This is a genomic window from Streptomyces sp. CNP082, from assembly GCF_059570535.1.
In genome coordinates, this window is sequence record NZ_JCANSZ010000006.1 from 168,714 (window position 1) to 186,013 (window position 17,300).

Annotated in this window: 17 protein-coding genes; 10 read left to right on the top strand and 7 right to left on the bottom strand. The window is 72.0% G+C overall.

Going from position 1 to position 17,300, the window contains the following annotated elements; all coding sequences use genetic code 11:
- Positions 1-6: 6 nt before the first annotated feature.
- From B124_RS07735 to B124_RS07745, 3 genes are all read left to right on the top strand, one after another.
- A complete protein-coding gene (locus B124_RS07735; RefSeq protein WP_496501922.1) occupies positions 7-945 on the top strand; it encodes an extracellular catalytic domain type 1 short-chain-length polyhydroxyalkanoate depolymerase in 939 nt (312 codons plus the stop codon).
- A gap of 207 nt (positions 946-1,152) precedes the next feature.
- Complete coding sequence (locus B124_RS07740; RefSeq protein ID WP_496501923.1) at positions 1,153-2,022, top strand: helix-turn-helix domain-containing protein; 870 nt, start codon at positions 1,153-1,155, stop codon at positions 2,020-2,022.
- Positions 2,019-2,300: a DUF397 domain-containing protein gene (locus tag B124_RS07745; protein ID WP_496501924.1), complete on the top strand. Its 282-nt coding sequence runs from the start codon at positions 2,019-2,021 to the stop codon at positions 2,298-2,300. The genes B124_RS07740 and B124_RS07745 overlap by 4 nt, the downstream gene beginning before the upstream one ends.
- A 29-nt stretch (positions 2,301-2,329) precedes the next feature.
- Here the strand turns inward: B124_RS07745 and B124_RS07750 are convergent, their stop codons facing one another.
- Positions 2,330-3,220 carry a LysR family transcriptional regulator gene (locus B124_RS07750; RefSeq protein ID WP_496501925.1) on the bottom strand — a complete coding sequence of 297 codons (891 nt, stop codon included), beginning with the start codon at positions 3,218-3,220 and terminating at the stop codon, positions 2,330-2,332.
- A 109-nt stretch (positions 3,221-3,329) separates the two neighbouring features.
- Between B124_RS07750 and B124_RS07755 the strand changes: the two genes are divergently transcribed.
- Entirely contained in the window at positions 3,330-4,334 is a 1,005-nt protein-coding gene (locus B124_RS07755; RefSeq protein ID WP_496501926.1) for an NADP-dependent oxidoreductase, read from the top strand.
- 36 nt (positions 4,335-4,370) lie between these two features.
- Here B124_RS07755 and B124_RS07760 read toward each other — a convergent pair whose 3' ends face one another.
- From B124_RS07760 to uvrB, 4 genes are all read right to left on the bottom strand, one after another.
- Positions 4,371-5,369 carry a TerC family protein gene (locus B124_RS07760; RefSeq protein ID WP_496501927.1) on the bottom strand — a complete coding sequence of 333 codons (999 nt, stop codon included), beginning with the start codon at positions 5,367-5,369 and terminating at the stop codon, positions 4,371-4,373.
- 175 nt (positions 5,370-5,544) lie between these two features.
- Complete coding sequence (locus B124_RS07765; RefSeq protein ID WP_496501928.1) at positions 5,545-7,614, bottom strand: TerD family protein; 2,070 nt, start codon at positions 7,612-7,614, stop codon at positions 5,545-5,547.
- A gap of 71 nt (positions 7,615-7,685) precedes the next feature.
- Positions 7,686-8,264, bottom strand: a complete 579-nt coding sequence (locus B124_RS07770; RefSeq protein ID WP_496501929.1) for a TerD family protein — start codon at positions 8,262-8,264, stop codon at positions 7,686-7,688.
- A 192-nt stretch (positions 8,265-8,456) separates the two neighbouring features.
- Positions 8,457-10,604, bottom strand: coding sequence for an excinuclease ABC subunit UvrB (uvrB, locus tag B124_RS07775; protein WP_496501930.1), 2,148 nt, complete (start codon positions 10,602-10,604; stop codon positions 8,457-8,459).
- Positions 10,605-10,903: 299 nt separating this feature from the next.
- On the opposite strand from uvrB, the gene B124_RS07780 reads away from it, so the two are divergent.
- Positions 10,904-11,818 carry a glycerophosphodiester phosphodiesterase gene (locus tag B124_RS07780; RefSeq protein ID WP_496501931.1) on the top strand — a complete coding sequence of 305 codons (915 nt, stop codon included), beginning with the start codon at positions 10,904-10,906 and terminating at the stop codon, positions 11,816-11,818.
- Positions 11,819-11,850: 32 nt separating this feature from the next.
- On the opposite strand, the gene B124_RS07785 is transcribed toward B124_RS07780, so the two are convergent.
- Positions 11,851-12,708, bottom strand: coding sequence for an MHYT domain-containing protein (locus tag B124_RS07785; protein WP_496501932.1), 858 nt, complete (start codon positions 12,706-12,708; stop codon positions 11,851-11,853).
- A 226-nt stretch (positions 12,709-12,934) separates the two neighbouring features.
- Here B124_RS07785 and B124_RS07790 point away from each other — a divergent pair, with 226 nt between their 5' ends.
- Both B124_RS07790 and B124_RS07795 read left to right on the top strand, forming a co-directional pair.
- The gene (locus B124_RS07790) at positions 12,935-13,462 is read left to right on the top strand and encodes a methylated-DNA--[protein]-cysteine S-methyltransferase (protein ID WP_496501933.1); all 528 of its coding nucleotides are present in this window, start codon (positions 12,935-12,937) and stop codon (positions 13,460-13,462) included.
- A gap of 93 nt (positions 13,463-13,555) precedes the next feature.
- Positions 13,556-14,098 (top strand): DUF1697 domain-containing protein, encoded by a 543-nt coding sequence (locus B124_RS07795; RefSeq protein ID WP_496501934.1) that lies wholly within the window; start codon positions 13,556-13,558, stop codon positions 14,096-14,098.
- A 34-nt stretch (positions 14,099-14,132) separates the two neighbouring features.
- Here B124_RS07795 and B124_RS07800 read toward each other — a convergent pair whose 3' ends face one another.
- Entirely contained in the window at positions 14,133-14,708 is a 576-nt protein-coding gene (locus B124_RS07800; RefSeq protein WP_496501935.1) for an HAD domain-containing protein, read from the bottom strand.
- A 127-nt stretch (positions 14,709-14,835) separates the two neighbouring features.
- Here B124_RS07800 and B124_RS07805 point away from each other — a divergent pair, with 127 nt between their 5' ends.
- From B124_RS07805 to B124_RS07815, 3 genes are all read left to right on the top strand, one after another.
- On the top strand, positions 14,836-15,318 hold the full coding sequence (locus tag B124_RS07805) for a hypothetical protein (protein WP_496501936.1): 483 nt from the start codon (positions 14,836-14,838) through the stop codon (positions 15,316-15,318).
- A gap of 40 nt (positions 15,319-15,358) precedes the next feature.
- Positions 15,359-16,258: a pseudouridine-5'-phosphate glycosidase gene (locus B124_RS07810; RefSeq protein ID WP_496501937.1), complete on the top strand. Its 900-nt coding sequence runs from the start codon at positions 15,359-15,361 to the stop codon at positions 16,256-16,258.
- Between the two features lie 134 nt (positions 16,259-16,392).
- The gene (locus B124_RS07815) at positions 16,393-17,280 is read left to right on the top strand and encodes a carbohydrate kinase family protein (RefSeq protein WP_496501938.1); all 888 of its coding nucleotides are present in this window, start codon (positions 16,393-16,395) and stop codon (positions 17,278-17,280) included.
- Positions 17,281-17,300 lie beyond the last annotated feature (20 nt).

Consider the following 17,300-nt stretch of genomic DNA (forward strand, 5'->3'; position numbering starts at 1 on the left):
GGCAGCATGACTCGCATCAGAGCCGCTCTCGCCACCCTGGCCAGCGGCCTGCTGATCACCCTCGCCGGAATCGCCGCCCCAGCGCCGGCAACCGCGGCCGAACTCGTCGAGGTCACCGACTTCGGCGACAATCCCGGCAATCTACGTATGCACATCTACGTCCCGGATACCACTTCCGCCAGCCCGGCGATCGTTGTCGCCATGCACGGATGCGGCGGATCGGGCCCCGGCTTCGCCGGGTCCAGCGAGTTCAGCTCGCTGGCCGATCAGTACGGGTTCGTCGTCATCTACCCGACCGCGACGAAGCAGACGGCGATGGGCAACTGCTTCGACGTGTGGTCACCGGAGTCCAAGACGCACGGCGGCGGCAGCGATCCCGCGTCGATCGTCTCCATGGTCGGCTACGCGGAACGGCAGTACGGCGGCGATCCCGCACGGGTCTTCGCCACCGGCAGCTCGTCCGGCGGAATGGAGACGCAAGCCCTCCTCGCCGTCTATCCGGACGTGTTCAAGGCCGGGGCGTCGTTCATGGGCGTTCCCTTCACCTGCTTCGCCAACGAGGCCGATTTCCCGCCCTGGACGAGCCAGTGCGTCAACGGCAGCATGGACAGGACCTCGCAGGAGTGGGGTGACGCGGTCCGCGCGGCGTACCCGGGCTATGCCGGTGACCGCCCCCGGGTGCAGCTCTGGCACGGAACCGCAGACCCCCTCGTGCCGTACCAGCTTCAGGGGGAAGCGGTCGATCAATGGACCGACGTCTTCGGGCTGAGCCGGACCCCGACCTCGACGGACCAGCCGCAGCCCGGCTGGACGCGGGACCGCTTCGCCGACTCGGGCGGAACGGTGCGGGTCGAGGCCGTCAGCGTCCAAGGCGCCGGCCACAGCCTGCCCATGAGCGGCATGGCGGGCGCGGCCGTGTCGTTCTTCGGCATCGCCGGCACCTGACCGCTTGCGGCGGGATGTGACGGAGGGGAGCCGCCGCGCGGTCACGCGCTGACGGCTTCCCCCCGGGCATCCGGCGGAAACGCGGCTGGTGGCAGCCGAAGTCCCCCTGGAGGGTGGCTCGGGGGTGGCGAATTCCAACTTCGCAGGGTAGTCACTCGATTACGTCAACAGCCTGACGGCGTCGGCATCTCACAGGGAGTGACGCGTATGGCCACGGGCGGCAGCGAGCAGGCACGGCACCAGCGGAAGGCGGACAGGCGGGCCAAGAAGGAGAAGGACGCACCACCGGCTATCTGGGTCGGATACGGCAAGCTGGTCAAACTCCACCGCACGCGGGCGGGCATGACGCAGGCCCAACTCGCCGACGCGGTGGGGTACTCCTGCGAAACAGTCGGCGGCATCGAGCAGGCCAGGCGGCCGGCGAAGATCGCCTTCACCCGGGGCGCGGAGCGGGAACTCGACGCGCAGGGCACGCTGATGGCGCTCCAGGAGGAGGTGGACCGGGCGAAGCTGCCGGAGTTCTTCCAGGATGTCGCGCTGCTGGAGGAGGAGGCGCTGAGCCGGTACGGCTGGGACCCGCTGCTGGTGCCGGGGCTGTTGCAGACGGAGGACTACGCGCGGGCGTTGTTCTCGGCGCACTGTCCGCCGCTGTCCGAGGAGGAGATCGAGCAGAGCGTGGAGGCCCGGCTGGCGCGGCAGCGGCTTCTCACGCGGAAGAAGCCGGTGGAGCTGTGCTTCATCATCGGCGAGGCGGCGCTGCGCAACCTGGTGGGCGGGAAGCGGGTGCAGCGCGAGCAGTTGAAGGCGCTGCTCAAGCACGGGGAACTGCCGCATGTGGAGATCCTGGTGATGCCCTGGACCCGCGGCTTCCATCCCGGGCTCAACGGGCCCATGGTCATCATGGAGACGGCCGAGCACGAGGTGGTGGGGTACGTGGAGTCGCAGGAGGCCGGGTTCGTCGTCTCCGACGCTGACCGTGTCAGCGCGTTTACGCACCGGTATGGAAAGATGCGCTCACTGGCACTGAGCCCCGATGAATCGGCACAGTTCATCGACCGCCTGGCAGGGGAGCTATGAGCGTGAAGCAGGCAGCAGACACCGGCAGTTCGCGTGAGTTGGCTTGGGTGAAGAGCAGCTACAGCGGATCCGACGGCGGCGAATGCGTAGAGGTGGCCGTCGCGTGGACGAAGAGCAGCTACAGCGGATCCGGCGGCGGTGACTGCGTAGAGGTGGCCGTCGCGCCCGAGCGAGTGCACGTGCGCGACTCCAAAGATCCCTCAGGCCCCATACTCACCGTCTCGCCCGAGGCATGGACCTCGTTCCTCGCCTTCGCGGCCACCCAGGAGCCCCGCTGACACGGTGATCCCGGGCCGCCGCTTCCCGGTCACACGGCGGAGCCGGCGGCCCGCAGCTCCCGTACCAGAGCACGCACGACGGCGGAGCCGGCGAGTTCCGGGGTGGTCACATAGCCGACACGGCGTGTCGGGCGCTCCGGACCGAGATCGGTGATCTCGATCGAGTCCGGTGCTCCGGCCAGGGAGAGCGCGGGCATGATCGCCATTCCGTGCCCCCGGCTCACGAGTGAGAGCACCGCTCCGTCGTCCTCGGCCTCGATCGTGGCCTTCGGGATCCAGTCCTGCGCTCCCCACCAGGCGCGCGTGTACGAGCCGCAGTTCTCCATCCAGTCGACCAGCGGCAGCGAGCGCGGGGCCGGATGTCCGGCCGGATGCACAAGGGAGTAGCTCTCTTCGAAGAGCCCGCTCGCCACCAGCCCCGCCGGCAGTTGCGCTCCGTCCAAGGTGGCGATGGCGAGATCCGACCGTCCGTCGGCCACCTCGCCCGCCGTGCCGCGCCCGCGCTCACGGACGATCCGCACCTGCGGCTCGATCCCGGGATACCGCGCGCGCAGCCGCTCCAGGACCGGCGGCAGCAGGTGCAGCGCGGTGCTGCGGAAGGCCGCGATCCGCAGCGGCCCCTCCGGGCCCTGCGCCGCCTCGGACCGGGCGGCTCCCCGCGCCTCGGCGACGAGCACGTCCTGCAGCCGCAGGATACGGCGCGCGTGTGCCACCGCCTTCTCCCCCGCCGGAGTGGGTCTCGCACCGCCGCGCCCGCGTTCGAAGAGAACGGCGCCGATCTTGCGCTCGCTGCCGCGCACCGAGTGGGAGACCGCGGACTGGGTGAGGCCGAGCGCCTCGGCCCCGGCCGAGAAGCCGCCGGCGTGCGCAACCGCGACCAGGATGCGCAGTTCGTGCGGAGCGAGATCGGTGTCGGTCATACGGGCCACGGGGCGCTCACCTCGGGGTATGAGAACGGCTCATGGAACGGGGCGTCACATGAATCCAACCGCCTGCCCGAGGGTTCCATTCCGGTCCTACGGTCCGGTCATGACCGAGAGCGCGATCACCGTCCAGCAGACCGCCCGCCCCCACGGCTTTCCCACCACCCAAGATTTCGTCTTCGTCGAGTCCGCGATTCCCGGCCCTGCGGTCGGCACCGCGCTCGTGGAGAACCTCTACTGGTCCGTCGACCCGTACCACCGCGAGATGATGGACGACGTACCCGGCGGCTTCGCGCTCCACACCCCGCTTGAGGGCCGGACGCTCGGGCGCGTCGCCGCCTCGCGGACGCCGGAACTCACCGAGGGCGAGATCGTGTTCCACCGGCGGGGCTGGCGCACGCACTCCGTGGTCCGGCCTGAGGAGATCCGCAAACTCCCCCGCCTCGACGGTATCCCCCTGACGGCCCACCTGAGCGTGCTCGGCGGCACCGGACTGACCGCCTACGTGGGTCTCACGCGCATCGCCCGGCTCCGCGAGGGCGACGACCTCTTCGTCTCCGCCGCAGCCGGCGGCGTCGGCACGGCCACCGGCCGGTTCGCCCGGCTGCTGGGCGCCGGCCGGCTTGTGGGCAGCGCGGGCTCGGGGGCCAAGGTCGACCACCTGACCCGGGAGGTGGGCTACGACGCGGCATTCGACTACCACGACGGCCCCGCCGCTGAACTGCTCGCCAAGGCTGCGCCGGACGGCATCGACGTCTTCGTCGACAACGTCGGCGGCGAACAACTGGCCGCCGCGGTGGGCGCACTGCGCGAGTTCGGGCGCATCGTCCGAATCGGCACCATCAGCCGCTACAACACCCCGGACGCGCCCCCGCCGCACTTCAACTACTCGGACATCGTGGAGAAGAGCCTCCGCATGGAGGGCTTCCTGGTCAGCAACTACCGCGACCTGCAGAACGAGCTGTACGAGTTCGCGGTCCCCCATCTGCAGAGCGGCCGGCTGGCGCTGGACCAGACGGTGGTGAACGGATTCGAGCACATCGTGGACGCATTCCTCGGCATGCTGCGCGGCAAGAACACCGGAAAGATCATCGTGCAGGACCACGCATAGGCATGGCCCGGCCGGCCCACGCGCACCGTGGGCCCGTCAGTCGTTCCCCGCGCCCGGGTGGGGGGCCTCCGCGGGCTCCTTCTGCTGCTGCGCCTCCAGGCGGCGGGAGGCCCGCAGGGAGGTGATCGTCGTGACGACCAGGACGGCGCCGATGACGCTCAGGGAGACGGCCGTGCTGATCTCGGGGACGTGGACCCCCGACTCGTGCAGGGCGTGGAGCACCAGCTTCACGCCGATGAAGCCGAGGATGACCGACAGCCCGTACGAGAGGTGGACCAGCTTCCTGAGCAGGCCGCCGATCAGGAAGTAGAGCTGCCGCAGGCCCATCAGCGCGAAGGCGTTGGCGGTGAAGACGATGTACGGGTCCTGGGTGAGGCCGAAGATCGCGGGGATGGAGTCCAGCGCGAAGAGCAGGTCCGTCGTGCCGATCGCCAGCATGACGATCAGCATCGGCGTCATCAGCCGCTTGCCGTTCTCGGTGATGAACAGCTTCGTGCCGTGGTACTTGTCCGTGGCCGCGAAGCGCCGCTCGACCGCCTTGAGCAGCCGGTTCTCCTCCCACTCGCCCTCCTCTTCCCCGGCCCTGGCCTCCTCGACGAGCTTCCAGGCGGTGTAGATGAGGAACGCGCCGAAGATGTAGAACACCCAGGAGAAGGACGCGATCAGCGCGGCGCCCGCGGCGATGAAGGCGGCGCGCATCACCAGCGCGATGAGGACGCCGACCATGAGCACCCGGGCCTGGTACTTCGGCGGCACCGCGAACTTGCCCATGATGATCACGAAGACGAAGAGGTTGTCGACGCTCAGCGACTTCTCGGTGACGTAGCCGGCGAAGAACTCACCGGACGCCTGGCCGCCGCCCCAGATCAACAGCCCGACGCCGAAGAGCCCGGCGAGGGCGACCCAGACGACCGTCCAGACGCCGGCCTCCTTGAGCGACACCTCGTGGGGCTTGCGGCCGATGAAGAAGTCGGTGCCGATCAGGGCGCACAGGCCCACGATCGTGAACACCCACAGGGTCAGCGATACGTCCACTCGTCCTCCGCGGCAGGTCTGGCGGTCGACTGTATAGAATGAGCCAAGACATGGCAAAGGTCGAATCAAATATCCAGGTCACAGAGGTCCCCGGCCGGCCACGGACACGCGAACGGCCCGCGGGCGCGAGGCCTGCGGGCCGGTTCGGAGTGGGCGGGTCGGCCGCCCGGGGCGGTCAGCGGCGCAGGGCGCGGCGGGCCGCCGCCACCTGGGCCAGCACCTGTTCCAGCACCCGGCTGCCCACCGGCGCGCGGGCCGGCTCGTACGTCCAGGCGTGGCCGATCCAGGGGTCGGCCAGGTGGTCGTCCGGGGTGGGGGTGAGCCGCAGCATGCCGCGCCAGAACGGGTCCAGCAGCGGGCCGTAGCCCTTCGCGTCCTCGCGGTCGGCGACGACCATCAGATGCACGCCGACCGACGGGCCCTCGTCCGCGAGATACCGCAGCTGGTTGATGGCGCGGTCGTCGAAGCCGTGCGGGAAGTCGTTGACGACGAGGAGCTGCTGCGCCGGGTCCAGGTCCGGCGGCAGCGCGTCGGCCGCGCCGCTGCGCAGCGCCATCTGGACGAGGTCGATGCGCTGGGTCAGCCGGGTGAGGGTGTCGGTGACACCCGCCGCGCCCTTCGGCGGCGGCTCGGCGAGGACGCCGGAGTGGAGCAGCGGGGTGAGCGCCGTGGTGGCCGTGCCGCCCGGGTCGATGAAGTGGACGTTGAACTCGCCCGCCGGGTGCACCGAGAGCAGCCGTGCGGCATGCGCCACGGCGGTGTCGAGCGCCAGCGCGCGCCGCTCCGCGGAGTCCGGGAAGCCGTGCTCCGGATCGCCTTCGAGCGCCCCGGGGCCGAGCGAGGACGTGCCGCTGTCCACCCACAGGCCGCGCTCCAGCGGCAGCCGTACGAGCAGCGGGATGCGCAGCTCCGTGTGCTCGGGGAGGTGGAGGTCGCCGAGGCGCAGGGCCATCGGGGAGTCCTCTGGCACCTCGTACTCGTGCCACACCGGGCTGGCCCAGGAGGCGAACGCGGGCGGCAGCGCGGGATCGACGACGCCGGCCTCGGCGGCGAGCTGACCGAGGTCGCGGTCGAGGACCTCGCGCGCCCGGTCGACCAGGGTGGAGTGGCGGGCGAGCACCTCCGCGCGCGCCGAGTCGGCGATGGAGCCCATGCGGGCGCGCGGGTCGGCCAGGAGCTGGTCGAGTTCGCGGTCCATCCGGGAGTCGGCAAAGTCGACGGCACTGCGGTACGCCGCGACCGTACGGGCCAGGTCCTCGAACATGCCCCAGACCTGGTTGTACAGCCGCTCCTCCATGCTCCAGCCGGGGGCGTCGCCCGCGACCGGTTCCGCGGGGCCCGACGCGCCGCGACCGGCCTGCGGCGGTACGCCGCCCGCGGGGGCGCCGGCCGCGCCCGCCGGGGTGCCCGGCCGCGCTCCCGCTCCGGCACCGCCGCCTGCCCCGGCCCCGGCCCCCGGGGACGGGGGCGCAGCGGCGGACGCGGAGGCGCGCGGCGCGCCGGCCGCGCCCGGTCCGCCGCCTGAGGCGCCGGACGCGCCCGCGGCACCGGCCGCCTTGGCGCGGCGCGGGTGGCGGTAGTCGACGGGCCCGGCCTGCGCCTGCCGCTCCTCGGCCGCCGGCTGCGGACGCCGGGCGCCCGCTCCCGTCGGCTGGCCCGCGGCCGGCGACGGCGCCGGGGCGACGGCGCGCGCCAGTCCCTCGGCCACGGCCCGTTCGATGTCCGCGGCGAGCTGCTGCGCCTCCGGCAGGCCCTGGTCCGCGAGCATGGCGGCGAGGCCGCCCGCGTACCCCTGGCCCACGGCCCGGATCTTCCACGCGTCACCCCGCCGGTACAGCTCCACGGCGGTCACCGCCGACTCGCTGTCCAGACCGGTGATGACGAACCGTGCGATCGCCGTGCCGTCCAGGCCGGTGACCGCCACCGACGGAGGTGCGATGGCGCCGAAGCTCCGCGGCCCCGGCACGCCCGCGGGCAGCGCCAGCAGCACGTGCACGCGCTCCACGTCCGCGGGGACCGCGTCCAGGTCCACCGCCAGCCGGTGTTCCGCCGCGGCCTGGCCGGGCACTTCCAGGCCCGGCAACTGCGGCGCGCCGGGGTGCGCGATCCGGCCCGGGTCGCTGACCCTGCCGTCCTCTCCCCCCAGCGTGGCGCCCGGCGTCACCGGGCTCCCCGCCGAAATCCTGATCTCCACCCGGGTCTGCGGCAGCGGATGATTCTGCCCGCGGACCAACTCGGCCGTCATGCGGCCCTCCCCTGCACTCGCTGCGGCCGTCGACGTCGTGTCATGCCTGAAGAAACCGGTCGTTCCCGCCCTCAGAGAAGCGGCTGGATCGCGGGCATGAGGTCCTGGAACGTACGGCCGTTGGCCGGCGTGCCGAGGGCGGTCATGCCCCAGCCGGACCCCGTCCGGTGCACCTTCGCCATGATCTGGGCGGTGTACGTGCCGCCGCCGGTGAGCGTGTAGCGCGCCAGCTCCTGGCCGTTGCTCTCGTCCAGGAGCCGGCAGAAGGCGTTCTGCACCTCTTCGAAGGTCTGGCCGGTGAACGAGTTCACGGTGAAGACGATCTGGTCGATGTGCACCGGCACGCGCTGGAGGTCGACCAGGATGGACTCGTCGTCGCCGCCCTGGCCGGCGCCGCCGACGAGGTTGTCGCCGGTGTGCCGCACCGAGCCGTCGTCGCTCACGAGGTGGCGGAAGAAGACCACGTCGACGGGTTCCTTGTCGGCGAAGAGCACGGCGGAGGCATCGAGGTCGATCTCGCGCGTGCGCTTCCCGAAGAGACCGCGCCGTTCGGCAGCCTGCCAGCCCAGCCCCATACGGACCGCGCTGAGCGTTCCGCCGTCGGACTTCTGCAGGCTGATGGCCTGACCCTTGGTCAAGTTGATCGACACGCTTACGTTCCCCTCCTGCTCCGAACGCGCCATGACCGGCGCGCTGCCACGCACATTACGCAGGACAGCGGCCCTGTGCTCCCCCCGGCGGGGGAATTGTGGCGCTCCTGCTACACAGCACCGGTTGTGCGCTCCCGGACGGCCACGCTCCGCGTACGCCCCGGGCGCTCCCGCGCCGCATCCGACCCGGTGCTACGACAGCCCCGCCTCCTTCATCTGCCGCAGTTCCTTCTTCATCTCCGCGATCTCGTCGCGCAGCCGCGCCGCCACCTCGAACTGCAGGTCCGCGGCGGCGGCCCGCATCCGGGCCGTCATGTCCTCGATCTGCGCCGCGAGGTCGGCGGCGGGCGTCTCGGTGGGCGCCGCGGCGGCCTCGGTGCCGCGGCCGGCGGGCTGTGTCTTCTGCGTCCTCTGCGTCTTCTGCCGCAGCTCCGGCACCGGCGCCTTCACCGGGGTGTCGGGCTTCGTGGACCGGTATCCCGAGCCGAGCAGCGCCTCGGTGTCGATCTCCTCGCGGGCGATCTGCGCGACGATGTCGTTGATCTTCTTGCGCAGCGGCTGCGGGTCGATCCCGTGTTCCTTGTTGTACGCGATCTGCTTGGCGCGGCGGCGGTTGGTCTCGTCGATCGCCTTCGCCATGCCCGGCGTGATCTTGTCCGCATACATGTGCACCTGGCCGGAGACGTTGCGCGCGGCACGGCCGATGGTCTGGATGAGCGACGTGCCCGACCGGAGGAAGCCCTCCTTGTCGGCGTCGAGGATGGCGACAAGGGAGACCTCGGGCAGGTCGAGGCCCTCACGCAGCAGGTTGATGCCCACCAGGACGTCGTACTCCCCGGCGCGCAGCTCGCGCAGCAGCTCGACGCGGCGCAGCGTGTCGACGTCGCTGTGCAGATAGCGCACCTGGATGCCCAGCTCCAGGAAGTAGTCCGTGAGGTCCTCGGCCATCTTCTTCGTCAGCGTGGTGACGAGGACGCGCTCGTCCTTCTCCGCGCGCGTGCGGATCTCGTGCACCAGGTCGTCGATCTGGCCCTCGGTGGGCTTGACGACGACCTCGGGGTCGACGAGCCCGGTGGGCCGGATGATCTGCTCCACCACACCGTCGCCGCGGGACAGCTCATACGGCCCGGGGGTGGCGGAGAGGTAGACCGTCTGGCCGATGCGCTCCAGGAACTCCTCCCACTTCAGCGGGCGGTTGTCCAGCGCGGACGGCAGCCGGAAGCCGTGGTCGACGAGGGTGCGCTTGCGGGAGGCGTCGCCCTCGTACATGGCGCCGACCTGCGGGACGGTGACGTGCGACTCGTCGATGACGAGGAGGAAGTCCTCCGGGAAGTAGTCCAGCAGGGTGTGCGGCGGGGAGCCGGTCTCGCGGCCGTCCATGTGCAGCGAATAGTTCTCGACGCCGGAGCAGGTGCCGATCTGCTGGAGCATCTCCAGGTCGTACGTCGTCCGCATGCGCAGCCGCTGCGCCTCCAGCAGCTTGCCCTGCTTCTCCAGCGCACCGAGCTGCGCGGCCAGCTCGTCCTCGATGCCGGCGACGGCCTTGGCCATGCGCTCGGGGCCGGCGATGTAGTGCGAGGCGGGGAAGACGTACAGCGCGTCGTCCTCGCTCATGACCTCGCCGGTCAGCGGGTGGAGCGTGGACAGGGCCTCGATCTCGTCCCCGAACATCTCGATGCGGACGGCCAGCTCCTCGTACACCGGGAAGATCTCGACGGTGTCGCCGCGGACCCGGAACGTGCCGCGCGTGAACGCCTGGTCGTTGCGGGTGTACTGGATGTCGACGAAGCGGCGCAGCAACTGGTCCCGGTCGGTCTCCTCGCCGACCTTCAGCGGCACCATCCGGTCGACGTACTCCTGCGGGGTGCCCAGGCCGTAGATGCAGGAGACGGAGGCGACCACGATGACGTCGCGCCGGGTGAGCAGCGAGTTCGTCGCGGAGTGGCGCAGGCGCTCCACCTCCTCGTTGATCGAGGAGTCCTTCTCGATGTACGTGTCCGTCTGGGGGACGTACGCCTCGGGCTGGTAGTAGTCGTAGTACGAGACGAAGTACTCCACGGCGTTGTTCGGCAGGAGCTCGCGGAACTCGTTCGCCAACTGGGCGGCCAGCGTCTTGTTGGGCGCGAGGACCAGCGTGGGGCGCTGGAGGCGCTCCACCATCCAGGCCGTCGTCGCCGACTTGCCCGTGCCCGTCGCGCCGAGCAGCACGACGTCCCGCTCGCCCGCCCTGATCCGCCGTTCGAGCTCGTCGATGGCGGCGGGCTGGTCGCCGTTGGGCTGGTACGGGCTGACTACCTCGAAGGGTGCCATGGTGCGTTCGATGTCTGTGACGGGCCGCATGCCCCCACCGTACGACCCGCCACTGACAACGCGCCCCTGATCGCCCCGGCGGCCTCGCCGGGCCAGCCCAATACCGAATGCCCCGATGATCCGGCCAGGCTAATTCCAGCCAGATCAGGAAGGGCCGAAACAGGGCAGCAAGCGCTTCCACAAGCCTGTCACCTGCACCGACCGGAATCGGCCCGCGTTCACCGCGCCGATATCGGCGTTCAATCTCTGGCCATCCCCGGCCTCGTACTCTGTCGCCTGCCACTGGGACCCTGCGGCGACAAGTGATCACCTCTAGTCGAGGAGACTGCATGCCCTCCCGCACGCTTACGCGCGCGTCCGGCGCCCTGACGGCCCTGGCCGGCCTCGTGCTCACCGCAGCCGCCACGTCCGCCACCGCGACCGCTGCCGACTCCGCCTCCGCCTCCCCCGTCGTGACCGTCGCGCACCGCGGCGCTTCCGCGTACGCCCCCGAGAACACCCTGGCAGCCGTCGACACCGCCCGTGAGATGGGCATCGACTGGGTCGAGAACGACGTGCAGCGCAGCAAGGACGGCGAGCTGGTCGTCATGCACGACACCACGCTCGCGCGCACCACCAACGCGGAGGAGGTCTTCCCCGACCGAGCCCCCTGGAACGTCTCCGACTTCACCTGGAAGGAGATCAGCACGCTCGACGCCGGCAGTTGGAAGGGCGCGGAGTGGGCAGGCGAGCGGGTGCCGAACCTGGAGCAGTACCTGAAGCGGATGACGAAGAACCAGCAGAAGCTGGTGCTGGAGATCAAGGCGCCGCAGCTGTACCCGGGGATCGAGCAGGAGATCCTCACCGAGCTGCGCAAGATGGGCTGGCTGAGCCGCGCGGCCGTTGCGGACAGGCTGGTCGTGCAGAGCTTCGGCGCGGACTCCATCAGGACCGTGCACGAGCTGCGGCCGGACGTGAAGACCGGCTTCCTCGGTGCCCCCGCGGTGGCGGACCTGCCCGAGTACGCCGCCTTCTCGGACCAGATCAACTCCAACCACGGCACCATGTCCGCGGACTACTACGCGGCCGTGCACGCCCTTGAAGGACCGCACGGCAGGCAGTTGGAGAGCTACACATGGACGGTCGACGACCCGGCGCGGGCCGTCGAGCTGGCCCAGTGGGGTGCGGACGGCATCATCACCAACAAGCCGGACGTGATCGCCGAGGCCCTGGAGAACGCGGGATTCGGGGTCGTCGAGGAGTAAGTCGAGGAGTCGAGGAGTAAGAGGAGCAGCGGTCAGAAGCCGCCCGGCCGGCCGCTGCCCCGTTCGAAGTACGACGTCGCTCCCGAGCCCGCGGGCTCGGGGGCGGCGGCGTCCCCGCCGGCGATGCCCTCGTCCCCCGCGGACACCCGCCACTCGTCCTCCAGCGGGTCCATGCCGACGAACAGCCCGACGAACACCAGGAGCAGCACGGGGCCGATGAGGATCGGTGCCAGGATCTCCGCCGGGCTCTTGCCCTCCGCCGCCGCGTTGGTGGCGTGCGCCTGCACCTCCAGCGCCGCCATCCCCGTGTAGTGCATGCCGGAGACCGCCAGGCCCATGATCAGCGCGGCGCCCACCGCGACGCCGAACCGCTTCACGGTCATCGACAGCCACAGCGCGGCGGTGGCGGCGACCACGGCGATGAGCACGGACAGCGCCACCGTCGTGCCGTCGTAGACCAGGCGCCCCCGGTCCATCTTCATGCCCGCCATGCCCAGGTAGTGCATGGCCGCGACGCCGAGCCCGGTGACGACGCCGCCGGAGGTGAGGGCGAACGCGGTGCGGTCGAGGTAGCCCACGATGAAGACGCCGATGCCGACGACGACGATGGCGACGCCGAGGCTCGCCAGCGTGATCGGCACGTTGTAGTTGATGTGGACGGAGTCGGCGGTGAAGCCCATCATCGCGATGAAGTGCATGGTGAAGATGCCCGTGCCGATGGCGACCGCGCCGAGGAGCAGCCAGCCCGCCCGCCGCGCGGGCTCGACGGACAGCGCGCGCATGGTGCAGCGCAGTCCCAGGGCACTGCCGACCGCGGCCATGACGAACGCGGTGGCAGGGGTGAGCAGGCCGTACGTGAACCCGTCGACGGGCACGGGGGCAGCGAGCACGAAGTGACTCCCGGATCTACTGAGGTGTGTCGGCGGCTCTGTCGACAGATGTACAGGACAACAGGGGAATCGTAGGTCTGTGCGAGTCACGGCCGAAATGTTTCGACCTCCCTCCGCGCAGCCGATACGCAATCGGTACCCGGGCGATGTGCCAGGTGGGGGCCGGACGCGGGCGGACGGCCGGCGGCGGCGGTCGATGTCAGTGCCGTGTCCTACGCTCGCGGGCATGGATGCCACCGATGCCCTCGCGCCCCGGCAGGCCCGCCGGGTGGTCGACTCGCCGATCGGCCCGCTGCTGCTCGCCGCCACGGACCGCGGGCTGGTCAAGGTCGGGTTCCACGCCCGGCCGGACGCCGCGGGCGCGGCCGGGCGCGAGGAGCCGGCGGGTCCCGCGGAGCACATAGCGGTGGCCGAGCGGCAGTTGCGGGCGTATTTCGCGGGCGAACTGAAGGAGTTCCGGCTGGAGCTGGACTGGTCGCTGTCCGACGGCTTCAACCGCCGGGTGCTGGAGGAGCTTGCGGCCCAGGTGGCGTACGGCTCGGTGGTCAGCTATCAGTTCCTCGCCGACCGCGTCGGCGAGCCGGGCGCCGCGCAGGCGGTCGGCCGGGCCATGGCGTCGAACCCGCTGCCGGTCGTCGTGCCCTGCCACCGCGTGATCGAGAGCGACGGCGGCCTGGGCGGCTTCGGCGGCGGGGTCGAGACGAAGCGGAGCCTGCTGGGGCTGGAGGGCGTGCTGCCGGAGCCGCTGTTCTGAGGGGGCGAAGGGGGCTGTGGAGGCGGAAGGGATGCCCCCGCCCGGCCACGGGGCACGGACGGACAGGGTGAACGGACAAGGGAGGCGCCGGGCGTGAGCAAGCAGATCGCCCTGCTGCGCGGCATCAACGTCGGCGGCAAGAACAAGGTCCCCATGGCCGGGCTGCGCCGGGCGCTGGCCGACCACGGCTTCAGCGGCGTCGCCACGTACGTCGCCAGCGGGAACGTCGTCTTCGACGACCCCGGCACACCGCCGGAGAAGACCGCGGCGGCCGTCGAGGCGGTCGTGGCCGAGGAGTTCGGCCTGCGGATACCGGTCGTCGCGCGCACCCGGGACGAGCTCGCGGCCGTGATCGCCGGCAACCCGCTGCCGGAGGGCGCCGCGGAACCGGCCCGCTTCCTGGCGGTGTTCCTGTCCGGGCCGGCGCCGGAGGACGCGTGGTTCCGTACCGCCGACCCCGCCTCGTACGCCCCCGACCGGTACGAGATCGGCGACCGCGTGGTCTATGTCTGGTGCCCCGGCGGGCTCGGGCGGTCGAAGCTCGCGGCCGACTTCTCCAGCCGCAGGCTGGCGGTGACGGCGACCGCGCGCAATTGGAACACGGTCCTCAAGCTGCTGGAGCTGGCGGACAGCTGACGCGGGCCGCGGCGGTCCGCCCGGCTCCGCGGGCTCATCCCGGCCGGTGCCCTTCCAGCTCCCGGGCCCACGCCTCCAGCGCCTCGAAGTCCTCCTCCACCAGCCCGCGCGCGGGGTCGATCCGCCGCAGCAGCGCCGCGCCCGCGTGGTGCTCGGCGATCCACGCCGTGTCGGCCGCGGTGATCTCGTCGTCCACCCAGGCGAACGTACGGCCGGCCGCCCAGGCGACGATGTGCCGCGTCTTCCAGTACAGCCCGTCCGGATCGTCGGTGGTGAACATCGACGGCCACTCGATGACCGGCAGCGGCGGCAGCCCCAGCACCCGGTCTCCGATGACGGTGTTGGCCTCGTGCATCCACGTCGTCGCCCACACCAGTTCGTACGGGAGCGACAGCAGCCGCTGCCCGTGCGCCGGCTTCAGCCACAGCCGAAGCGGCCCGGCGGGCATGCCGGTGACCACGTATTCGCCGTACCCGGGCGGCTGTTCGCGCGCGGCGTACGGGTTGAGGGGGCCGTCGACGTCGAGCAGGAGGAGCGGGCGGACGGGCGCGTCGCCGGCGGTGGGGGACGGGGCGGCGTCAGGGTCGGTGGCGCGGTCGGCGTCGTCCATCCTCCGACGGTAGGCGCTGACGCCGCCGGCGTATCCCCCCGCGCGTCCGCGCGATCCCCCGCCCCGCCCGGCGCATCGGGCGGGACCCGGATGCCGGCTCCCGCGGCCACCCCTTAAGGTCTGGGCCATGGCGATCCCTGAGGTCATCCCGATACGTCACGAGCCCGGCTACCGCACCGAGAACATCGGCCGTTACGACCACGGGCAGTTCCTCGCCTCGATCACCGCCGCGTACCCGCCCGACTACCGCATGGGCCCCGACTGGCTGGAGCACCGCCGCTGGTACGCCGTCATGCACCGCTTCGACGCCGAAGGCCGCCACACCGGCTCCGACATCTGGACCCCGGGCCCCGGCGTGCCCGCGGACGGGCGGCTGGACGCGAAGCTGGAGGGCTGGCTAGACGAGCTGCCGGGGCTGGTGTTCGGCTCCATCGCGATCAGGCCGTTCGAGGTCCCGGCCGACGGGATCCGCTTCGGACTCGTCGCGGAGCGGCACGCGGAGCGGGCGCCCGGCGGCGCGGACGCCGGCGAAGACGAGCCGGACTGGGCGGAGCTGTACCCGGACCGGCTCGGGTTCCACGAGCCGTGGGACGGCCTGTACGACACCTGAGGGCTGATCACCGGGGCCGCCCAGCACGTACCGTGGGCGCATGCACCTGACAGACGAGGTCCGCGCCGCGCTCGCGGACCGGCGGCCGGTCGTCGCCCTGGAGTCGACGATCATCGCCCACGGCCTGCCCCGCCCCCGCAACCTGCACGTGGCGGCCGAACTGGAAGACGTCGTCCGCTCCGCCGGCGCCGTGCCCGCCACCATCGCCGTCCTCGACGGCACGCCCCATGTCGGGCTCGACAGGGCGCAGTTGGAGCGGATCGCGTCCGACGGCACCGTACGCAAGCTGACCGTGCGCGACCTCGCGCCGGCCGCCGCCCTCGGCGCGAGCGGCGCCACGACCGTCGCGGCCACGGCGTTCCTCGCGGCCCGCGCCGGCATCGGGGTCTTCGCCACCGGCGGGCTCGGCGGGGTGCACCGGGAGTGGACCCGCTCTCAGGACGAGTCGGCGGACCTGCGGCTGCTGGCGACGACGCGGATCGCGGTGGTGTGCGCGGGGGTGAAGTCCATCCTGGACGTGCCGGCGACGCTGCAGCGGCTGGAGACGCTGGGCGTCACGGTGCTCGGCTACGGCACGGCGGAGTTCCCGGGGTTCTATCTCCGCACGTCCGGGGAGCCGGTGGAGTGGACGGTCCGTACGCCCGCGGAGGCCGCGGCGGTGCTGCGCGCCCAACGGGACCTGGACGTGCCGCCGTCGGCGGTGATCGTGGCCAACCCGGTGCCGGCGGCCGAGCAGTTGGACCCGGCGCTGCACGACGCGGTGCTGGCGGACGCGCTGCGCGAGGCGGGGCGGCGGGGCGTGAGCGGGCAGGCGATCACGCCGTTCCTGCTGGCGTACCTCACGGAGCACACGCACGGTGCGTCGCTGGAGGCGAACCTCGCGGCGGTGCGGGGGAACGTACGGCTGGCGGCCGAGATCGCGGTGGCGGAAGGGGCGTGAGGACGCGGGCGTGAGGACGCGGGCGTGAGCGGAGGTACGGGCAGCGTGCGGCCGGCGATGCGGGACCTCGGGTGAACCAGGAGACGGAACCGGAGGGTCGTACGGGGCCGCGCACGGACGGTGCCCGTCGCCCGGTGCTGCTCGTGATAGGTGACGTCGTCACCGACGTCGTCGCCCGCCACACCGCCCCGCTCGCCCGCGGTACGGACACACCGGCCGAGATCGCGATCCTGCCCGGCGGCGCCGGCGCGAACGTGGCGTCGTGGGCGGCGCATTGCGGCGCACGGGTGCGTCTGCTGGCGCGCGCGGGCCGGGACGCCGCCGACTGGCATCGCGCCGAGCTGGTACGCGCCGGGGTCGACGCCCGCGTCCGCGTCGACCCTGAGGCGCCCACGGGCAAGGTCGTCGCCCTGGTCGACGGCGGCGGCGAGCGGTCGTTCCTGACGGACAGCGGGGCGGCGTTCCGGCTGGGCCCCGACGACTGGGAGCCGGGGCTGCTGGCCGGCGTCACGCACGTCCACCTCTCCGGTTACCTGTTCTTCACCGCCCCCGGCCGGGCCCTCGCCGCCCTCGCCGCCGCCGAGGCGCACGCGCGCGGGGCGGCGGTCAGCGTGGATCCGGCGTCGGCCGGCTTCCTCGCCGCCTACGGGGTACGGCCCTTCCTCACCGCGATCGCCGACGCCGACACCGTGTTCCCCAACTCCGCGGAGGCCGCGCTGCTCACCGGGCTGCCCTCCCCCGCCGCCGCGGCCGCGGCCCTGGCCACCGCGCTGGACGCCACCGCCGTGGTCACCGCCGCCGGTGACGGCGCGCACCTCGCCGCCCCCGGCACTCCCGCGGTGCACGTCCCCGCGACCCCGGTCACCCCTCTCGACACCGTCGGCGCGGGCGACGCCTTCACGGGCGCCTATCTGGCGGCCGTGCAGTCCGGCAGCCCGCCGCGCGCAGCCGCGGCGGCAGGGTGCGCCACGGCGGCAACGGCGGTCAGTATTCCGGGCGGACGGCCGGGGCAAGGGGCGTAGCGACGGGTCGGGGAGCGCGC

What these genes read in the sequence shown, in the direction of transcription:
- B124_RS07735 (WP_496501922.1), top strand. Translation starts at nt 7, where the DNA reads ATGACTCGCATCAGAGCCGCTCTCGCCACCCTGGCCAGCGGCCTGCTG.
- B124_RS07740 (WP_496501923.1), top strand. Translation starts at nt 1,153, where the DNA reads ATGGCCACGGGCGGCAGCGAGCAGGCACGGCACCAGCGGAAGGCGGAC.
- B124_RS07745 (WP_496501924.1), top strand. Translation starts at nt 2,019, where the DNA reads ATGAGCGTGAAGCAGGCAGCAGACACCGGCAGTTCGCGTGAGTTGGCT.
- B124_RS07750 (WP_496501925.1), bottom strand. Translation starts at nt 3,220, where the DNA reads ATGACCGACACCGATCTCGCTCCGCACGAACTGCGCATCCTGGTCGCG.
- B124_RS07755 (WP_496501926.1), top strand. Translation starts at nt 3,330, where the DNA reads ATGACCGAGAGCGCGATCACCGTCCAGCAGACCGCCCGCCCCCACGGC.
- B124_RS07765 (WP_496501928.1), bottom strand. Translation starts at nt 7,614, where the DNA reads ATGACGGCCGAGTTGGTCCGCGGGCAGAATCATCCGCTGCCGCAGACC.
- uvrB (WP_496501930.1), bottom strand. Translation starts at nt 10,604, where the DNA reads ATGCGGCCCGTCACAGACATCGAACGCACCATGGCACCCTTCGAGGTA.
- B124_RS07780 (WP_496501931.1), top strand. Translation starts at nt 10,904, where the DNA reads ATGCCCTCCCGCACGCTTACGCGCGCGTCCGGCGCCCTGACGGCCCTG.
- B124_RS07790 (WP_496501933.1), top strand. Translation starts at nt 12,935, where the DNA reads ATGGATGCCACCGATGCCCTCGCGCCCCGGCAGGCCCGCCGGGTGGTC.
- B124_RS07800 (WP_496501935.1), bottom strand. Translation starts at nt 14,708, where the DNA reads ATGGACGACGCCGACCGCGCCACCGACCCTGACGCCGCCCCGTCCCCC.
- B124_RS07805 (WP_496501936.1), top strand. Translation starts at nt 14,836, where the DNA reads ATGGCGATCCCTGAGGTCATCCCGATACGTCACGAGCCCGGCTACCGC.
- B124_RS07810 (WP_496501937.1), top strand. Translation starts at nt 15,359, where the DNA reads ATGCACCTGACAGACGAGGTCCGCGCCGCGCTCGCGGACCGGCGGCCG.